Here is a 15,973-nt window from a genome sequence, read left to right on the forward strand (position 1 = left end):
CGACCACCGGCTGGGCGCGAGCCACTTGGCCGGACTGCATGCGGCTCATGGCTTGGTTCACGTTGGGGATGATATTGCCCGTGAAAGGAGCCTGCAGGATTTCCGGCCCGCGTTCACCGACCAGATAGTTCTGGCCACGGACAACGCCCCCGCCAGTGGCGCGCTTGCCGCTGAGGAAGCTGAACGCGCTCTCCAACCAGCTACCACCGTCGTTACCGCCGCTCTTGGTCATCGCGCCGATGATCTGGGACAGAATGTCCTCAAAGCCATCCCAAGCCGCGTCCTTGAAACGCCGCCCAGCCTCTTCCCAGATGTTGTCCGACCGCAGAACCGACACGATGGTCTGGGCGCTGTTACGGGCTTCCTCGGCATGGTCGAGCGTGTCGTATTCGCTGCCAGCCATCGCTCGAGCTTCGGCCTCGGTCGCGGCCAGCTTTAGGCGTAGAATTTCGAGCGTGCGCTGCTCGATGAACAGGCGGCGCTCGGCATTCCTAATGCCGGTCTCGTCCCCCCACGCACGAGCCAGTTCGGCCTGATAGCCAAGTTGGTCCATGGTCCTATCAAGCTGGAGCTCTGCGGCTTTGCGCTGCTCTTCGGCGATGTCAGCGAAGATTTTCTCTAGCTTAGCCGCTGCATCGGCAGCCTTCTCGCGTGCCTCCGCCATGTCTTCTGCGGTGTTCAGATAGCCGATGTGTTCTTGGGCACGTTTTGCGGCGTCCTCGTACCCCGCGCTTTCGTATTGACCGGTGAGTTGGGCCAGCGTTTGACGGCGTTCCGCCGCCTTAATCGCCGCCTCGTCTCCTTTTGCGCGCGCGATATCGATGGCTAGCTGCAGGCCCATTTGATCCCTGAGGTCGGCTTGGCGCTCAGCCGCGGCTGCTTCAGCCTTGCCGGAACCGCGCTCGCCACGAGAACCCGCGCCTCCTGTCTGGAGGTCTGGCGTAAGGCCGAAATCTCCGGCGTTGGCAAGAGCGGCCGAGACAGCGGAATTTACCTCATTCTCGGCCTTTGCTGCTTCTGCATCGGCAGCTTTTTGAACCTTTGAAAGCTCAGCTAAGCGGGTGGTGACCCGGCGCTCAGCGGCCGCAATTCGGTTAGCGTTCGCGCCGTTTGCTTTCAGATTGTTGAGGTTTTGACGCTCAAGGGCGAGGTCTCGCTGGACCATAGCCTCGTCGCGAACCGGAGCAGGTGCGAAACTTGATACGCCCGCGCCGACCGCAATAGCTCCCGCTGCCACTGGAGCGGTGCGAGCCAGCGCCCCCGCCGTGGCTCCCGCCGCTGCACCGCCAGCAATACCAGCGCCTGCCGTTCCGCCGATAACAGCCATTGCAGCACGAGCGGCAATAGCAGCCTTGATGATGGCCTGAAGACCCTTGATGACGGTCATAATAGGCCCACCAGCCGCTACCAGGGCCAGCATAGCTAGGCCAGCGGCCTGCATCCCCGATGGCAGATCATTAAAGGCGGTGAGCGCCTTGGTCGCCCACTCCAGCACTTTCGCTGCGACAGGCAAGAACTGCTGACCGAAGTCTTCGGCCGCCTTGGTGAATTCTGCCCTCACACGCTTCTCTTTTTCGGCAAGGGTGTCAGCTTCGCGTGCCACTTGTCCGTTCATCTCCGCCGTTTGGCGCAAGATGATATTGGCACGGGCAATCACCTTGGCGGCCTCAGAGGCATCCTTGGTTTTGCCTTTGAAGCCTAGACGCGCCAGTTCAGCAGAAACGGCTGTTTCGTTAAGCACCACGCCAAAGCGCTTGAGCGGCTCGGTTTCCCCCGTGATGCCGGAGATCACTGCCCTAAAGGCCTCGGCGTCCGACACGTCTTTAAATGCCGCCATATCCAGCGAGCGGCGTTGGAGCTGGTCGACGATCCCCAGGGAGGTTTGAGCGTCCACCCCAAGGGCGGACACGACCGAACGAAGCTGCGTGAAGTTGTCTTTAATGTCGGTTTCGAGCCGGCCGAACTGTTCGGAGATGGTAGCGGTCGCTTTTGCGGCCTCGGCTGGCATGTCGCGGAATGTCTGTTCGAACGCTCCGCTAACAGCTTCCGCACGCTTCGCAGCATTGTACGACATTGCGGTGATTGCACCGAGGGCCACCGTGGCGGCCACCTGTGCGGGTCTGGCAAAGTTACCGACTTCCCGCCCAAGGCTAGCCAAATTCTTATCCAACTGACGCTGACGCCGCTCGATAGCGTTGGCAGTGCTGTCGAATTTCCCTTGCGCACGGTCCAGCTGCTTTGAGAGCTTGCTGATGTCGGCGCTCATGGTCAGCACGAGGCTTTCGAGGTCTCTGGCCATAACGCCTCCGCAAAGAAAAAGGCCCGCCGAAGCGAGCCTGTGTGTGGTGACAATTGTCCGGATTACCCGGCGGATTGCGCCAATCGATGGGCCCAATCCTCTTCCGCCCGCGTTCGCTCTTGTCGGCAAAGACGCGGCGTGAGCGCGCTATACGCATCACACCATTCAGCGAAAGCGATGACCCCGTGTCGGCCGTCTATCCGGACGTTAGCTAGATTGGCGAGCTGAGTGTCGGAAAATCCAGTCCAGTTGATCTGGCTTAGGTCGCTCTCCGCCCAACTCAATGTGACTACAGGTGCCGAAGTCTCGTTTCCGTACTCATCAACGAGTGAGACGCGGACAGACACGGGATGCAGGTGAGCGTTACCGCGGGTCGGAAGCACCTCCTTCGCCGCTGCTGTGAACGCCAAACGCGAACCATCCACGAAGATAGGATCTTGGGGCTGGGACGCTCCGCACCCCGCAACGAAAGCTACTGCGCAGCAGGCAAGGAATTTTCTCATGATCACCTCCGCCAGGAAGCGTATCATGAATACTTGGCCATAAGGGCGTCGTGATCGTCTTCTGAGAGGCTTAAGGCCTGAGTAGGTTCTGGACTGTTGGCTTTAGCCCAGCCGTCGACGGCTGCTCCGAACTCCCATAGCGACAGGTCGTCGACCTCGCGGGGCGTGAAGCCCATTATTGCTCCCGTGCCGTAGAGGGGCGCGAACCTGATTTTGTGGCGCGGGAGCGGGTCTTGGACTTCGCCCCCGCGCTCGGCTTTTCCAACTGTTCATCGTCCACACCGATAACGGCAGATGCGACAATCGCCTGAGCAATCGTCACGTGTGGAAAGATCGGCGTGTCGTCGAAATGCCCCATGATGACCTGTGTCGCCTCGTGGCTGTTCAAGCCGCCGCCGATCAGGCCTTGCAGGATAGCTTCCCGCACATCGTCCAGCCTCCACGTTCCGGCTGAATACCGCTGGATCAGCTCCATCGGACCGCAGTCGGTCTTTTCCTGCAAAGCGCGCAGGCGGGCGATGGGAAGGCGGAACAACCGCTCTTCCCCGCCGAAGGGCAACGTGACTTCAGCAGCGCGGCTCATTAAGCGCCGCCGACGTTAGCGCCGAAGGTTGCCTGGACTTCGCCGTCGGACGAAAGCGTCATAGTCGAGGAAACCTTCTCGCCTACGTTGCCGGTCAGGTCGAACTGGGTCAGGTGGAAGGCACCTTCATAGGTGATGACATTTGCGGGGAGATCATCGTCAAGGATGACTTGGCAGTTGCGAGCATCCGGCGACTTCCACCAATCCCACAGGATCTTGTTGTCAGTCTTGTGGTTCATGCCACCGCCGGTGACATCGACGGACAGCGTTTGCTTCTCGCGCGCCAGCCAAGCAATTTGGTCCGGATCGTCGCAGTCAGGGACCGTCTGATCATTCGTCTGGGCGTTGAAGGTAATGCCGCGCTCAGCGTTGATCGTGCAGAGCTTGGTAAAAACTTCGGGCGTGGCACCATCGCCAACCTTGACCACGAGCTTGACCCCGCGGGTATGTTTCACAGCAGCCATAAGGCGGCTCCTTTTCTTCGGGCATGAAAAAGCCGCCCTGAGGCGGCGGGGTCTGGCTAGGCGGTTGCCGTAGTCCAGTAGGTGAACCTGACGACGCTATGGGCTGTCAGGCGATCTGGGTCGGTCATGTGCTGGGTGTCGTCGTAAATCCAGTCGTCGCAGACATGACCTTCAAGGGTGAGTTGGCGGGTGAGGGCGTCTCGAACCGCTCCAGCAATCAACTTGGCCTTCGCGCGGCTTTGGCTCGGCGTTCCATCGCGGGCGTACACGTGGACCGTTACTGCGATCTCGGACGACGAAGCGCATTCGGTGTCGTCGCCAATGATCTGGTCGTCTCCGATCAGGATGTGCGGAAACGGCGCGTCCAGCGGGGGCGACATGTCGTAGATGCGCACCGCACTCGGCGAAAAACCCCCAACAACGGCTCCTGAGGCCCGCAGAGCAGCTTCGATGGCGATCTGGATGGCAAGGCTGGGATCGGTCATGTGGCCTTCTTCCTCACAGCCTTCTTGGCAGCAGTACTGACGCGGCGACGGATCTGACGCTTCCGTTGGCGATAACTGGGCCAGAAGAATGGTTGGGCGGGCTGCTCACTGGTGCCAAACTCCACGCCGCGCGCGTAATCGTATTCGCCTCGGGAGCCGCCCGTGATCTTCACCTTGGCGAAATCAACATCCTTGACGCCTTTACGAACTTTCTTCGTGGTGGTTGGGCCGCCAGCCTTGATCTTCAGGCTCAACGGCTTGTCGCCAGGTGCCACTTTAATACTGTCTCGGAGTGCGCCTGTACGTTTAGGCACGCGGCGCCGGATCAGCTCAGCAAGATCATTGGCTTCCTTTTCCAGCTGAGCCTTCACCGCCTTCTCGGCCTCAGCAGGCAGCGCGCGCAGCTTGCGCTTTAACCGGTCACGATTGGAGAACGCCATCAGCCTGTCGCGCCGCCTGCTACTGCGAGGACGTTGCGATACCCCGCGTCTCGCGCCGGGCTAGCAGCCGTTACGTTGAACTCTTCACCCGTCCTGACATTCACCATGCGCATGGCGGGATTGACGGTACGAGCCTGCGCGCTGTCTCGGATAGTCACGCTCACCGGCTGTCGACGCTCAAGTCGATGGGCAAGCGCTGCTTCCGATCCTCGCAAATATTCGATTTCCGCCCAGACCGTGAAGCCCGGTGCAAATGGGCCGAGCGGATCTCCATTGGCGTCGGGGGTGCGTGCGTCGAAGCGCACCCTGTCCCGCAGGGCTCCGCTACCGACCGCCATCAGCCCTTGGCCTTCTCGATGTCAGATTTGCTCGGCGGCGAAATCTCTTCCGCATCGCCATCGGCCACCAGCTGGGTACCCCAGTCGCGCTTGATGGTGAGTTCCATCCCCGTCTTGTAGGCGATTGTGATCCCGCGCTGTTCGGGCGGGGTCCAGTTGCGATCTTTCAAAAAACGAACGCGCATGATGGGCTCCTAAATACGGATGATGCGGTAGGGAGCCAGAAGGGCCGATACCGTCGGAGAAACGGCGACCGACTGGCCGGTGACGACGGTTTCGCGGGTGTTGAATAGATCGCTCGTCATCAGCATTGCCGCCGCCTTGAACGCGGGCTCAGCCCCCTGAGGAACAAGCTGACGATTGCAGTGGTTGAGGCACGACAGCACCGCAGCATCGGCGTATGTCTCGACAAGGGCGTCCTCATCGGCGTGATCGATGCGAAGGTGCTGCTTGGCTTCGGCCAGTGTCAGGAGCGGGCCGGTCGTCAGAACGACTACGTTCAGCATCAGCGATCTGCCTTGTTCTTAGGCTTCGGTTCAGACTTATTCTTCGGCGGCGTTTCGGCTTTTGCTTTCGGCTCTTCAAGCACGCCGCGCTCGACCAGATGGGCGACAGTGCGCGGATCGGCCTCGTAGGTTTCGCCTTCGTGGTAGAGGCGGTCGAACAGTACCTGACGGGCTACGCGGTATTTCTGGGTCATGGGAGCCTCCTTGCGAGGGGGCCGACAGCGGCCACCACGAAAAGAGGCCCGGCGAGTTTCCCCGCCGAGCCGTTTTCAGGATCAGGTCACGCGACCGAAATCGCCATACACGAACGCTTCCGGACGGTAGACCGCCAGCGCCAGACGCTCTTCCGCCAGAATGGTGACGAGGTTCTTGGTGAAGTCGTCGTTGACGTAGCCGGTCTCGACGCGAGCGTCCCAACGGTCGAACACCTGAGCGCCCAGCTTGAAGGCACCGGTCAGGAACTTATCAACGGCGATGGCCTGCGTGGTCACGACTGGCAGCGACCACAGGGTCGGTGCGGCGGTGCCTTGCGGGTTGCCGATGATGTAGCGGCCTTCGCTGTCCTTCAGGGTTTCGATGAATGCCCAATCAATCGGGTTCATCACGTGGCCGGTTGCAGGGAACTCGGCCAAGGCAGCTTGCAGCATGGCAAGGCGCATCTGGTCGATGCTGGTCGCACCCGTCAGGGTGATAGGCGCGGCGTAGGCACTGGCCTGCGGGATGATGCCGTGCAAGTTCTGGCCGGTGCCCGAACCGTTCAGCAGTTGCTGCTCTTCGGCATACGCCAGACCGTACAACAGGCGCTGATCGATGGTCGATTGCAGCTGCGACACGTCGCTCAGGATTTGGCGCGATGCCTTCATCCAGTGGGCGATGACCTTGGCCGAAGTCGTGACCAGATCGAATTGCAGGTCCGACTCCGGCTTGGCGGCACCTTCAGCCACAGGCGCGGCGTTGTTGTTGAAGCCCGTCTCCTTGACGTACTCCAGCGACGAGCCGTCCATGCGGCCTTGCGAGAGCAGATCACGAACCGTCAGGCGACGCTGGGGCAGGGGCATGATGCCCGGCAGGCGGGTGGCCTGCACAGCGTCACCCACCGAGCCTGCGGCAGCGGTCGTGGAAGAGGTCAGAGTAGCCTTGACCTGCATGTCGCCGCGCTGGGCGGTCTTGGAGAAGCCGGTGGCCTCGAACGACTTGAAGCCTTCGCTTTCAACGAATTGCTGGCCAATCGACTTGGCGGCATCATCGGCGTCACTGCCGCCGCGAGCCATCTTCTGCTCCAGATCATCCAGACGGGCCTTGGCCTCGTTCATGGCGGTCAGGGCGTTGTCGATAGTCTCTTTCTGAGAAGAGGTGGCATCGATGCCCTTCTGGGCCTCGGCTACGGCCTTTTCAGCCATGCCTTTGACTTCATCGAACTTCTTTTCGAAGTCGCCTTTGATCTCGGCGGCTAGGTCGGCAGCCGACTTTTGGCCGCGCTCGTCTTCAGGGGCGTAGGCGATCTGAAGACCGCGAAGCATGTGGGGGGCGCTGGCAGCTTGGAAAGCCATGGCGCGGACAGCAGCAAGTGCCACCGTCTGGGAGTGACGTTGGGTCATTGAGGTCTCTCGTTGTCTGATTGTGCCCTGATGGGCGAGGGGTTAGCCGCGCAGCGCGGTTAGGAACGCCAGCGCGTCATCTGCCTTCGCCTCGGGTTCCCCCCGAAGGTGCGGCTTGCACGCTGAGGCCATGGCAGCCGCAGCGGATTTCGAGAAACCTACTTCCCGCAGGTGATCCTCGAATTGTCGGACCGTTGGCTTTTCGCCGCCGGAAACGATGGATTTAACGGTGTCGATGCGGGCCGCTTGGCCAAGCGCACCGAACGTGACGGGGCTCACCTCGCGCAGATCCAGCTTTTTCAAGATCGTAACGCCCCGTTGCTGGGGGTGCGGCGAGGACTCAAGCTCGCGATACCCGATTGAAAGCTCGTCAAGAATGCCCTCCTTGATCAGGGCATAGGCTTCGGCCGCTTTGGCAACACTGTCCTTCAGAAGGCGACCCACGACACGCAGGCCCTTCTCGTCCTCTACCAGCTCATCCCAAATGCCGATGGGCTGATCGCGGTCGTGCTGCCAAAGCATCTTCAGGCCGCGATTGGACTTCTTGAGGCTGGCGATGGACTGCTTGAAAGCGCCTGGCGCTACCATGTCGCCGTAGCTGTCGATGACGTTGAAGGTCGAGGCGTAGCCTTCGATCACTCCGTCTTCACCGACAGCTTTGATGTCGAGGCTGATGCCGCTATTTTTCGTGCGCAAAGTCATTCGCCGCCTCCTGCGACAAGGGCTGGCGGGTTTGCCATGTTGATGGGGATGTTCTGGGCCTGCATGCGCGGCACGTCGCCGCCCGTTACAGGCGGCAGGTTTTCCAAGGCGCGAACCTCGTTGATGGTCATGGCCCCGATCTGGGTCATCTTCTGGTAGAACTCGGAGCGGCCCTTGCTGTCGGCCCTCAGCAGCCCTTCAAGGTTGAACTCCACCACAATGCCTGCCGCGCGATCCGCAGGGGTTAGCAGCTGTTTCATGATGGCTTGCTCAATCCGTTTGAGGCGGCGGCGAAGCGTGAACTTCTGGAAGCGCAACGTCTGCTCTTCCAACCCAGTGCCCCAGCTGGTCGATTTGTCGGTGTGCCCGATCATGTGGGGCGGCACCTCGAAGAAGCGGCAGATTTCCTCGACGCTGAATGCTCGGCTCTCCAACATCTGAGCATCTTCCGGCGTGAGCGAAACTTGGTGCGGTGTAAGCCCGCCCTCAATCAACATCGGTCGACCGGCGTTCATCGCGCCTTGGTGCTTCTCCTGTAGGGCTTTCTCAACAGCGTCCCGCTGGTCGGCGGTAAGCGTTTTCTCGTTTGGCACTGTCAGGATCAGCGAGGGACGCACGCCGTTGGCAAAGGTCGTCTGGGCAGCATTGTCCACGGCCAGTGACAGTCCGAACACCTGACGACCGTAGCTCAACGTCGATAGACCCCCGAGCGGTGAACCGCCGAAGCCGCGTACGTGGAAGACATTCTCCTGCGGTTCGTCGTAGGACTTGCCGTTTTCGGTCCACCGATAGCGCAAAGACCCATTTGTCTGGCGGGTTACTGTTGGGTTTACGATGGGGTGCAAGGCCACTAGACGCCCTGCGTTGCGCTCGATGCGAGCGTGAAGATTGCCGCGCACCTCCAAGGCAACCTGGCCGCCTTCCCAAAAGTCTAGGGCCGTCTGGTCATAGTTGGGACTGTCGTGCAGCACCCGATACAAATGGTGATCCTTGGCCACAACACGGTTGCCCGCGCCGTCAGTGCGATAGACCATCAGCGGCAGAGACCCGATTGTCCCGGCCAGCAGGTTGATGCACGCCCACGCGGCGGACAGGCCCAGTACGCTGGTCTCGTTGACCGCGACACCGGCGTTGGTCGGCCCCAGCCAACCGTCTGGAGGGGTCGTGTCGAGCCTCACAACGGTGTCGGCGGCCTTAAGTCCAAGCGCGCGGAAGGCCTTGGAGATCAAACCGCCACCCCAAGGCTGTTGAGGTAGTCGTTCCATCCATCACCTTTCGCTTCCGGGTTCCGGCTCATGAGCATGGCCGCATTGAACAGGGCCACCAGCGGGTCGATCTTCGCTCTGCCGGCCGTCTGTTTCGTGATCAGGACAGCGCCGCCGCGGGTCTCGGTCTTGGCATTGCCGACGCACCACGCCATCAGGCGCGAGCCGCTGTGAACGAACGTTCGGTTCTTCAGCTTGATCTCTAGGCCCCACGAGGCCGGTGAAAGCGCTGCGCCCTGACGGATCGAGGTGAGGATTTCGCCCTCAATGCCTCTGTCAGCCAGTTCGTCGATCAGGGCGGCTACGCCCCATGGGTCGAGTCCAACGCCACAACTCTCCGGAAGGAGACCAGCGACCTGTAGATCTTGCACAATGTCCGCGGCCTCTTGGATGGGGGCCACCGGATCATCCGTGATGGTCAGATCGCCGTCCTTGGCGAACTCGCGCAGTTGAGTGGCAATGTCCTTGCGGCGGGCCAGCACATCGTCGTGCGCCCAAGCCTTGCACCAACCCAGCCATTGTTTCGTGTCCCGGCACCGGCCGATGACAGCCAGCCCCATTAGGTCATCCAGTCCGCCGCCGTCGATCCCGACCACAACCACGCCGCAGCGGCGCTTGATCTCGTCGAGCGTGACGCTCTCACATCCCGCGGCTTCCCAGTAATCGGCACCGGCCCAACGGTTGTTCGCCAACTTCAGGCCGATTTCGACGTTCAGGTGCTTGGCGAGAAAGACCTGCTTTTCGCCGCCCTGCGCGTCGAGAACCTTGATCAGTTCGTCCTGCAACCACTCCTTGGATACAGACCGGCCCAGATTTGGGTTGGTTATGTAGAAGTTCGCCGGATCCAGATAGGCCTCAGCGGCCAGCATCTCCTCGGGGAACTCGTACAGGACCGGCAGGCTCTTCGGATCGACAATCTCGCCGTCTCGAACCTGACGGAAGTAGTTCAGCTTGGCGCGGAACACACCAGCAGGCTCTTCGTCTGCCTGCGTTGACAGGTAGATAACGAAGCCTTCCGGCCTCGACACAAGACCACCCGTTGCCTCGCGCAGCATGGCGTCGGCCTTGGGCTTCTTGCCGAACACCCAAAGCTCGTCGACCAGAACGAACGCGGCCTTCTTGCCCGAGACGGTATCGTTGTCCGCTGCCACCACCTTCAAGACCGCTCGGGTCAGGCGATGGGTGATGGTGCGGTAATGGTCCTGAACATGTAACAGGGCGTCCAGATCGGGATCGGCTTTCACCATGTCCCGCGCTGGGGCGAATGCGTTGTTGGCCACCTCGATAGTCGGGGCAAGGATCAGCAGCTCGGCAGAGTGTCGCCAGTTGCGGATCAGGGCTGTGACCATGATGCCCGCCGCGATGGTCGACTTGCTGTTCTTCTTGGAGATCAACAGGAAGAACTCGCGGATCAGGCGGCGACCTTCTTGGGCGTCGTAGGCACCGAAGATGGCCGCGACGAAATCGAACACCCATTGCTCGCACGCCTCACCGAAGGTCGGCTGGCCGGGGGCGTCGACGATCTTGAGCGATTTGAAGACGTCCAGAGCCTCGCGGGCTTCGTCGGCAAACAGCGGCGCGGGTATGAGGGATCGCTTGGCGACGATGCGTTCGCGCCAATCAGGACAAGCTGTACTCCAGATCATTGAAGCGGTCGGTTAGGGGGAGGCGGCGGGGCAAATCGACCGCCAATGCTCTCAGCAGCTTGCTGGCGTTCTGCCTTCTTTCCACCAGCCGCGGCAGCAGTGCTTTCGCTAAAGGTCTTCGCTGCCGTCGCCAGCGCCTTCAAAACGTCCGAACGGGTCTTGAGCGACACCGCAGCCTTCACAGCTTGCACGGCCTTCTCCTCTTGTCCGTCCAGAGCCGTTTCGATCAGGGCTTCCAACTCGCCAAGGCGGCACGTTGTGGCATCCAGCTCGTCGAGCATGCGCACAGCCAGGGCGCGACCTCTGTCGACAATGGCTTCAGGTTTGGTGTTTTCCGGCGTCAGAACAGTGCCTTCGTACACCTTGGCTTGCGGCTCTGCGGAGAGCAGTTCGCGGTGCGAACCGGTGCGCACTTCCTTGCGAACCCAGCAGTCCTTTTTCGCGCGCTTACGGATTGCCGTGTCGCTGATGTTATGCCAGCTTGCGATTTCCCGTATCGACTGGGTTCCAGCCTCGTAATCACGGCGGATATCTTCCCAATCGACGGTCGATTTTTGATCAGCCACCGATGGTCCTCCGTCTCGGTTCGCACTCCAACTTCCCCAGCAGGAAAATAATCTCTCGGTGAGGGGGTCGCGGGTCTGGGCGTGAAAGGGTTTCTGAGCTTTCGATAGCCCCCCCGGTCAGGTTCAGCTCCAATCGCCAACCTGATACCGGCTGGCCTGCTCTTGCTTCTGCTTGTGGCTGTCGTGGCACGGTGCCTTACACAGCACTTGTAGGTTGCTCTCCAACCAGAACAGGCGCTCGTCGCCGCGGTGCGCTTGGATGTGGTCGATGACAGGGCTGTCGTCTGCAGGGTACTTGCCGCCGCACACTCGCTTGCAGGATCGGCAGGTGTAGGCGTCCCTGAGTAGGATGGCCTGTCTCAGCTTCTGCCATCGGCTGGTCTTGTACCAGTGACGCCATGGAACCGTGTCGCGGGTCTGTCTGGCCTGCTGCGGGGCTTGGCCTATGCGAGAAGGCATTGAGGCTAGGCGGCTGGGGAGCGAGGTCAGACGCGGGGCCATCACTTAAACCTAACACGAAAGAAGTTTGTTGTAGGCGATCACAAATTGATGGAGCGTTGGTATTTAATGCCAGCGGCAATGTGTGAAGCGAAAACCATGACCATCAGGAACCCCGATAATCACCTACGTGAGTGGCGTGTGGAAGATATCATCACCCTCAGGACCATGATCCAACAAGGTCATTCGCCAAGCGCGGTTGCGGTCAAGCTTGGCCGCACCAGAGCCGCGGTTGTTACGAGGGCATCACGTTGCGGCTTCAAGTTCAAATAATTGGGGAGTTTAAAAAAAGACGCAAAGCGGGCACACGCCCTCATCAGGGTACCAAATGGTACCGGGATCGGCGTGAGGCCGGAGCCTCTACGTATTTCATCCGCCGGTCGTCCCGCACGCGTCAGCGTGAATTGCCCTAATTCTGCAGCTGATTTGGGCAAGTTTCAACGCTTATCTCACGCGGCCTGATCCCAGTCCCCATCGGCCTTGAGCGCCGCCATGATGGTGGCGACGGCCTGTTCACCCATCGACTGCAGGTCGCCCAGCTTGGCCTTTAGCTTCTCCGTCTCCGCTTTGGCCTCCTTGGCATCGCGGGTGTGGTCATAGCGCCCCTCGGCCTCCTTGCGAGCAAACCGCGCCACCTCGGCATGCGGGACGGGAGCAGGGGCACCGTTCTGCCCGAACACCACCGCCTTGACCCCATCGATCCGGCGCACCTCCCAAAAGCTCCGACCTGGGCGCAGCTGGAAAAAGACATACCCCACGAGGATCGGCCTGTTCACCTTGCGACGGGCAGCACCGCGTCCGTGATAGCGCGTCTCCTGCGGGTAATAGGCCGGAATGCGCAGCGCATCGAACCCTGCTTTGGCGCGGGCTTCGCACTTCGGATTGACCCGACCGATATACCACCGCGTCTCAGCATCTGGCCCGACCCGCGCAAGATCGGCTGCGGTGACCACAAAGTCGTGGCGTGTGACATCGTTCATGCCGCCACCTTCGCCATGTCCCGACGCCACAGCTGCCCGTCGTGGGCCACCCAGAAGGTCTTTCCGGCGTGAACCACCGCGCGGGGAAATCCTCCTTCGGCCAAGCACGCGGCCACCAGCTTCTTGTCATCACCCAGCTTGAGCGGGGCACCGAGGCTTTCCGCCACCAGTCCTAGACGCACCAACCGGTTCTTCACCGCATCCTCGCCACGCCCCAAGGCAGCGGCCAGCTTCTTCACCGACAGCCGGTCACGGTGCTGGCGCAGGTACTCGTCTTCAAAGGCCATCCATTTCGCCATCACGCGGCCTCCTCGTTTTGAACCACCGACGCGACGATCACGCCTTGTTCGATCAGTTTGGCTCGCATCTCCGCGCTCATGTGGCTTCCGGCCTCCATCGGGGCGCTGGGCGGGCGGCTCAGGGTTCGACGGGCTTTCATCGCCATCGCGGTCGGAGTGCTGTCCAAGGCCTGCTTGATCTCGCTGACCATGGCTTTCACCTGTTCGGGGCTGTGCTTCACCAGCGGCTTTGGCGCGGCCTCTTCGGGCTTCGCCACCGACTGGATCGCCGTCTTGGCGCGGTGCCATGCGCGGCTGAACTTGCTCACGACCGTTGTTTCACGCGCCAGTGCGGCCAGCTTGCCCGGTTTGGGTGCCCACTCGGCATCCGGCAGGGCCACATAGGCCTTCATGCCCGCTTCGATCGATGCGGCCGTCAGGCCCTTGAGGGCTTCGAAGTAGTCGGCCCAAAACATCGTCCACTCGGCATCGGTGCGCTTCGTCCGCAGGTCACCGAACGTCTGCTCGCGGCTGCGGATGATCCCGACGATCTCTTGCGGGGTTGCGGGCTTCAACGCCTCGTGCCGCAGGGCAGGGAGCAGCATGGCCGCTTGCCCGCGCAGGATCTCGCTGCCCGCAATGGCCTTGATCGCCACCACGTCAGAAGTCTCCTCGAGCAGCCACGAGCGCAGCGGCCCCTCCAGCGCCGGTAAACGAACGCTCTCGATTTGAACGGTTGGCGAGTTGTTTGTCGTCGGCTGCATGTCTGGCCTCCGGAATGATCAAGGCTTTGCGGTTGTCCGCGATGCTCTGGGCAATGGCGGCGTCGAAGAACTTCCATGTCGAAATCGGGGTGCCCATGCGCTGGGCCAGCGAGGTGACCACCGGCAGCACGTCATTGGACCAGCTCGCACCGGCCCGCTTCCAAGCGGCCAGTCGGCCCAGCGTCGTCACCAGTCCGGGCTGTCGGCTCACGTCCAGTCGAACCGTGCCTGCCGCCTTCACCAGCGCCTGTGCCCAGTCGAGGGCCTGACCGCGAGGCCAGTCGTCACCACCGGCGTCCACCACCGTGCCCTCGACACACACCACCGGTTCGCAATGGTTCGCATCGTTCGCAGTCGCGCACGCAGCAGCAGCAATTCCTTCTGACGTATCCTCTGACGGTTCAAACGTAGTGAGCCCGGACACTGTGTCCGGTGAGGGTGGACAGGGTGTCCGGTTGGTTTGGACAGATTGTCCGGTTGGTTGGACACGTTGTCCGGTTGCTGAACCACCACCGGACAGATTGGCCGCTTGCTGAAAAGCCAGCAGCACGATGGCGTCCGAGGTGCGCGATCCGTCACGGCGACGGCGCTCCTGACGGGCAATCACACCCTTGGCCTCAAAGGCCTCCAGAACGCGGCGCACAGTGCGGTCCGAACACGCTGCCTGCTGGGCAATGCTCTCCTGTCCGGGGAAGCATTCGCCATCCCCGTCGGCATAGTTGGCCAGCACCAACAAAACGGCCTTCTCGGTCGAGCTTTCGACCGGATACGACAAGGCCCAGCTGATCGCTTGAACGCTCATCGGCGCTTACCGCCGGCCAAAGCAGCGTGCAGGGCGGCGCGTTGTGCCTGGTCGATGTGCTTGGTCTGGCCGTGACGCGCACGGGCCGCCTCGCGCTGCTCTTGGAACGAGCGTTGGAAGTCGTCGTACGCCCGCGCCTCGATGCGGCGCGCGATCAAACCACCTAGCCATTGAAAGCCGTGGTGTGCCTTCTGGATCAGAAACCCGAACATCAGTTCAGCCTTTCTTTGCTCACGCCACTGCGCAGCACTGCCGCATGGGCGCGGTCCAGCATGGCTTCGGCATGGTTGGCGACCTCGACGGCCTTGTGGGCGCTCTCGGCCAGTTCGTCCTGCATGCGCGCCATGGCTTCGGCACTGCAGCCGGCCTTGCGGGCATCGTTCAGGGCGATCACCGCCTGCGAGATCGATCGCAGCGAGGCCGCAACGTCCTTCATCGCGGTGCTCATGCGCTCACCCCTTTCAGAACGTCGTTGATCTGTTCCTTGGCGGTCAGAGCGGCGTCACGGATGCGGCGGGCCTCGGCCTCGGTAATCCGGCCATCTTGGGTGGCGAGCCGAACCATGCCTTGCAGGGTCGCAGCGGCCTCTGTGGCTTCGCTCGCCTCAATCATCAGGTCTTCGACCAACGTATCTTCCGGCTCCGAAAACAGATCGATGATTTCGCGGCGCTCTGCGGCCGTCAGGGCCATTTCGGCCAGACGACCCAGCGGGATCGTCGTCTCGGGCTTGTCGGCGCTCTCATAGTGCGACCAGACGCCCGGACTGACACCTGCAGCCTTCGCCGCCTGCTCGTTCGAACCGATGCGAATGCGGATGCGCTTCGTCAGTGCCTTGATCACGGGGATGCTCATGTTCACCAAAGGTTCTGAGTTGATGTTTCGATGACGCTTCCCGAACCACCGCTTAGGCAGGTGGCATGAGAAACAACGTCATCTTCGTGGATTTCAGGAGCGGCTTGCGGTTGAGCCGACAGGCGTGGCTGGCGCATGGGTCAGGCCGCCTTCAGCTTTTCAGCGGCTGCGGCAGCGAGTACATCCAAGCTGGCGATGTTCGCTTTGGAGATGGCCGCCCAGCGTGTCGCGGGAATGCTGTCGCACCGCTTCCAAGCGTGAGCATTGTTGGGGTCTTCGCCGAGCGTCCGAGCAAGAGCAGTCGGTCCACCAGCGTCACGGATGATGTCGGAAAAGGTCCTCATGCAAACATCGTATGAAACTTACGATTTCGTGGCAAGAGAAAATCGTAAAGTTCTTACGGC

At 61.4% G+C, this 15,973-nt stretch carries 24 protein-coding genes; all 24 read right to left on the reverse strand.

Features of this window, described 5'->3' with window-relative positions; genetic code table 11:
• Positions 1 to 2,299, reverse strand: a 2,299-nt coding sequence (locus OB03_RS13210) for a hypothetical protein (RefSeq protein ID WP_461344462.1), incomplete at its 3' end; no start/stop codon positions are given.
• Between the two features lie 526 nt (positions 2,300 to 2,825).
• A complete protein-coding gene (locus OB03_RS13215; RefSeq protein WP_461344463.1) occupies positions 2,826 to 2,978 on the reverse strand; it encodes a hypothetical protein in 153 nt (50 codons plus the stop codon).
• Positions 2,978 to 3,385: a gene transfer agent family protein gene (locus OB03_RS13220; protein ID WP_461344464.1), complete on the reverse strand. Its 408-nt coding sequence runs from the start codon at positions 3,383 to 3,385 to the stop codon at positions 2,978 to 2,980. The genes OB03_RS13215 and OB03_RS13220 overlap by 1 nt, the downstream gene beginning before the upstream one ends.
• A complete protein-coding gene (locus tag OB03_RS13225; RefSeq protein ID WP_461344465.1) occupies positions 3,385 to 3,849 on the reverse strand; it encodes a phage tail tube protein in 465 nt (154 codons plus the stop codon). The genes OB03_RS13220 and OB03_RS13225 overlap by 1 nt, the downstream gene beginning before the upstream one ends.
• A 56-nt stretch (positions 3,850 to 3,905) precedes the next feature.
• On the reverse strand, positions 3,906 to 4,334 hold the full coding sequence (locus OB03_RS13230; RefSeq protein ID WP_461344466.1) for a DUF3168 domain-containing protein: 429 nt from the start codon (positions 4,332 to 4,334) through the stop codon (positions 3,906 to 3,908).
• The gene (locus OB03_RS13235; RefSeq protein WP_461344467.1) at positions 4,331 to 4,774 is read right to left on the reverse strand and encodes an HK97-gp10 family putative phage morphogenesis protein; all 444 of its coding nucleotides are present in this window, start codon (positions 4,772 to 4,774) and stop codon (positions 4,331 to 4,333) included. The genes OB03_RS13230 and OB03_RS13235 overlap by 4 nt, the downstream gene beginning before the upstream one ends.
• The gene (locus tag OB03_RS13240; protein WP_461344468.1) at positions 4,774 to 5,112 is read right to left on the reverse strand and encodes a phage head completion protein; all 339 of its coding nucleotides are present in this window, start codon (positions 5,110 to 5,112) and stop codon (positions 4,774 to 4,776) included. The genes OB03_RS13235 and OB03_RS13240 overlap by 1 nt, the downstream gene beginning before the upstream one ends.
• A complete protein-coding gene (locus OB03_RS13245; protein ID WP_461344469.1) occupies positions 5,112 to 5,297 on the reverse strand; it encodes a hypothetical protein in 186 nt (61 codons plus the stop codon). Before OB03_RS13245 ends, OB03_RS13240 begins: the two co-directional genes overlap by 1 nt.
• A 9-nt stretch (positions 5,298 to 5,306) precedes the next feature.
• A complete protein-coding gene (locus OB03_RS13250; RefSeq protein WP_461344470.1) occupies positions 5,307 to 5,618 on the reverse strand; it encodes a head-tail connector protein in 312 nt (103 codons plus the stop codon).
• Positions 5,618 to 5,812 carry a hypothetical protein gene (locus OB03_RS13255; RefSeq protein ID WP_461344471.1) on the reverse strand — a complete coding sequence of 65 codons (195 nt, stop codon included), beginning with the start codon at positions 5,810 to 5,812 and terminating at the stop codon, positions 5,618 to 5,620. The genes OB03_RS13250 and OB03_RS13255 overlap by 1 nt, the downstream gene beginning before the upstream one ends.
• 81 nt (positions 5,813 to 5,893) lie before the next feature.
• Complete coding sequence (locus OB03_RS13260) at positions 5,894 to 7,216, reverse strand: phage major capsid protein (RefSeq protein WP_461344472.1); 1,323 nt, start codon at positions 7,214 to 7,216, stop codon at positions 5,894 to 5,896.
• Positions 7,217 to 7,258: 42 nt separating this feature from the next.
• A complete protein-coding gene (locus OB03_RS13265; protein WP_461344473.1) occupies positions 7,259 to 7,918 on the reverse strand; it encodes an HK97 family phage prohead protease in 660 nt (219 codons plus the stop codon).
• The gene (locus OB03_RS13270) at positions 7,915 to 9,183 is read right to left on the reverse strand and encodes a phage portal protein (RefSeq protein WP_461344474.1); all 1,269 of its coding nucleotides are present in this window, start codon (positions 9,181 to 9,183) and stop codon (positions 7,915 to 7,917) included. Before OB03_RS13270 ends, OB03_RS13265 begins: the two co-directional genes overlap by 4 nt.
• Complete coding sequence (locus tag OB03_RS13275) at positions 9,144 to 10,829, reverse strand: terminase large subunit (protein WP_461344475.1); 1,686 nt, start codon at positions 10,827 to 10,829, stop codon at positions 9,144 to 9,146. The genes OB03_RS13270 and OB03_RS13275 overlap by 40 nt, the downstream gene beginning before the upstream one ends.
• A complete protein-coding gene (locus tag OB03_RS13280) occupies positions 10,826 to 11,395 on the reverse strand; it encodes a hypothetical protein (RefSeq protein WP_461344476.1) in 570 nt (189 codons plus the stop codon). Before OB03_RS13280 ends, OB03_RS13275 begins: the two co-directional genes overlap by 4 nt.
• A gap of 123 nt (positions 11,396 to 11,518) precedes the next feature.
• Positions 11,519 to 11,854, reverse strand: a complete 336-nt coding sequence (locus OB03_RS13285; protein WP_461344477.1) for an HNH endonuclease — start codon at positions 11,852 to 11,854, stop codon at positions 11,519 to 11,521.
• Between the two features lie 488 nt (positions 11,855 to 12,342).
• On the reverse strand, positions 12,343 to 12,873 hold the full coding sequence (locus OB03_RS13290) for a transcription termination/antitermination NusG family protein (RefSeq protein WP_461344478.1): 531 nt from the start codon (positions 12,871 to 12,873) through the stop codon (positions 12,343 to 12,345).
• Positions 12,870 to 13,172, reverse strand: a complete 303-nt coding sequence (locus OB03_RS13295) for a hypothetical protein (protein WP_461344479.1) — start codon at positions 13,170 to 13,172, stop codon at positions 12,870 to 12,872. The genes OB03_RS13290 and OB03_RS13295 overlap by 4 nt, the downstream gene beginning before the upstream one ends.
• On the reverse strand, positions 13,172 to 13,915 hold the full coding sequence (locus OB03_RS13300; RefSeq protein ID WP_461344508.1) for a hypothetical protein: 744 nt from the start codon (positions 13,913 to 13,915) through the stop codon (positions 13,172 to 13,174). The genes OB03_RS13295 and OB03_RS13300 overlap by 1 nt, the downstream gene beginning before the upstream one ends.
• Positions 13,812 to 14,717 carry a helix-turn-helix domain-containing protein gene (locus OB03_RS13305; RefSeq protein WP_461344480.1) on the reverse strand — a complete coding sequence of 302 codons (906 nt, stop codon included), beginning with the start codon at positions 14,715 to 14,717 and terminating at the stop codon, positions 13,812 to 13,814. Before OB03_RS13305 ends, OB03_RS13300 begins: the two co-directional genes overlap by 104 nt.
• Entirely contained in the window at positions 14,714 to 14,929 is a 216-nt protein-coding gene (locus OB03_RS13310; protein WP_461344481.1) for a hypothetical protein, read from the reverse strand. The genes OB03_RS13305 and OB03_RS13310 overlap by 4 nt, the downstream gene beginning before the upstream one ends.
• Entirely contained in the window at positions 14,929 to 15,165 is a 237-nt protein-coding gene (locus OB03_RS13315; RefSeq protein WP_461344482.1) for a hypothetical protein, read from the reverse strand. The genes OB03_RS13310 and OB03_RS13315 overlap by 1 nt, the downstream gene beginning before the upstream one ends.
• Positions 15,162 to 15,569 carry a hypothetical protein gene (locus tag OB03_RS13320; protein ID WP_461344483.1) on the reverse strand — a complete coding sequence of 136 codons (408 nt, stop codon included), beginning with the start codon at positions 15,567 to 15,569 and terminating at the stop codon, positions 15,162 to 15,164. Before OB03_RS13320 ends, OB03_RS13315 begins: the two co-directional genes overlap by 4 nt.
• A gap of 140 nt (positions 15,570 to 15,709) precedes the next feature.
• A complete protein-coding gene (locus OB03_RS13325; RefSeq protein WP_461344484.1) occupies positions 15,710 to 15,913 on the reverse strand; it encodes a carph-isopro domain-containing protein in 204 nt (67 codons plus the stop codon).
• Positions 15,914 to 15,973 lie beyond the last annotated feature (60 nt).

This window comes from Brevundimonas sp. GN22, assembly GCF_054824005.1.

Bases quoted from the DNA above. Each gene is read 5' to 3' on its own strand.
- OB03_RS13215 (WP_461344463.1), bottom strand. From the start codon at position 2,978: ATGGGCTTCACGCCCCGCGAGGTCGACGACCTGTCGCTATGGGAGTTC.
- OB03_RS13220 (WP_461344464.1), bottom strand. From the start codon at position 3,385: ATGAGCCGCGCTGCTGAAGTCACGTTGCCCTTCGGCGGGGAAGAGCGG.
- OB03_RS13225 (WP_461344465.1), bottom strand. From the start codon at position 3,849: ATGGCTGCTGTGAAACATACCCGCGGGGTCAAGCTCGTGGTCAAGGTT.
- OB03_RS13230 (WP_461344466.1), bottom strand. From the start codon at position 4,334: ATGACCGATCCCAGCCTTGCCATCCAGATCGCCATCGAAGCTGCTCTG.
- OB03_RS13235 (WP_461344467.1), bottom strand. From the start codon at position 4,774: ATGGCGTTCTCCAATCGTGACCGGTTAAAGCGCAAGCTGCGCGCGCTG.
- OB03_RS13240 (WP_461344468.1), bottom strand. From the start codon at position 5,112: ATGGCGGTCGGTAGCGGAGCCCTGCGGGACAGGGTGCGCTTCGACGCA.
- OB03_RS13245 (WP_461344469.1), bottom strand. From the start codon at position 5,297: ATGCGCGTTCGTTTTTTGAAAGATCGCAACTGGACCCCGCCCGAACAG.
- OB03_RS13250 (WP_461344470.1), bottom strand. From the start codon at position 5,618: ATGCTGAACGTAGTCGTTCTGACGACCGGCCCGCTCCTGACACTGGCC.
- OB03_RS13255 (WP_461344471.1), bottom strand. From the start codon at position 5,812: ATGACCCAGAAATACCGCGTAGCCCGTCAGGTACTGTTCGACCGCCTC.
- OB03_RS13260 (WP_461344472.1), bottom strand. From the start codon at position 7,216: ATGACCCAACGTCACTCCCAGACGGTGGCACTTGCTGCTGTCCGCGCC.
- OB03_RS13265 (WP_461344473.1), bottom strand. From the start codon at position 7,918: ATGACTTTGCGCACGAAAAATAGCGGCATCAGCCTCGACATCAAAGCT.
- OB03_RS13270 (WP_461344474.1), bottom strand. From the start codon at position 9,183: ATGGAACGACTACCTCAACAGCCTTGGGGTGGCGGTTTGATCTCCAAG.
- OB03_RS13275 (WP_461344475.1), bottom strand. From the start codon at position 10,829: ATGATCTGGAGTACAGCTTGTCCTGATTGGCGCGAACGCATCGTCGCC.
- OB03_RS13285 (WP_461344477.1), bottom strand. From the start codon at position 11,854: ATGCCTTCTCGCATAGGCCAAGCCCCGCAGCAGGCCAGACAGACCCGC.
- OB03_RS13290 (WP_461344478.1), bottom strand. From the start codon at position 12,873: ATGAACGATGTCACACGCCACGACTTTGTGGTCACCGCAGCCGATCTT.
- OB03_RS13295 (WP_461344479.1), bottom strand. From the start codon at position 13,172: ATGGCGAAATGGATGGCCTTTGAAGACGAGTACCTGCGCCAGCACCGT.
- OB03_RS13300 (WP_461344508.1), bottom strand. From the start codon at position 13,915: ATGCAGCCGACGACAAACAACTCGCCAACCGTTCAAATCGAGAGCGTT.
- OB03_RS13305 (WP_461344480.1), bottom strand. From the start codon at position 14,717: ATGAGCGTTCAAGCGATCAGCTGGGCCTTGTCGTATCCGGTCGAAAGC.
- OB03_RS13310 (WP_461344481.1), bottom strand. From the start codon at position 14,929: ATGTTCGGGTTTCTGATCCAGAAGGCACACCACGGCTTTCAATGGCTA.
- OB03_RS13315 (WP_461344482.1), bottom strand. From the start codon at position 15,165: ATGAGCACCGCGATGAAGGACGTTGCGGCCTCGCTGCGATCGATCTCG.
- OB03_RS13320 (WP_461344483.1), bottom strand. From the start codon at position 15,569: ATGAGCATCCCCGTGATCAAGGCACTGACGAAGCGCATCCGCATTCGC.
- OB03_RS13325 (WP_461344484.1), bottom strand. From the start codon at position 15,913: ATGAGGACCTTTTCCGACATCATCCGTGACGCTGGTGGACCGACTGCT.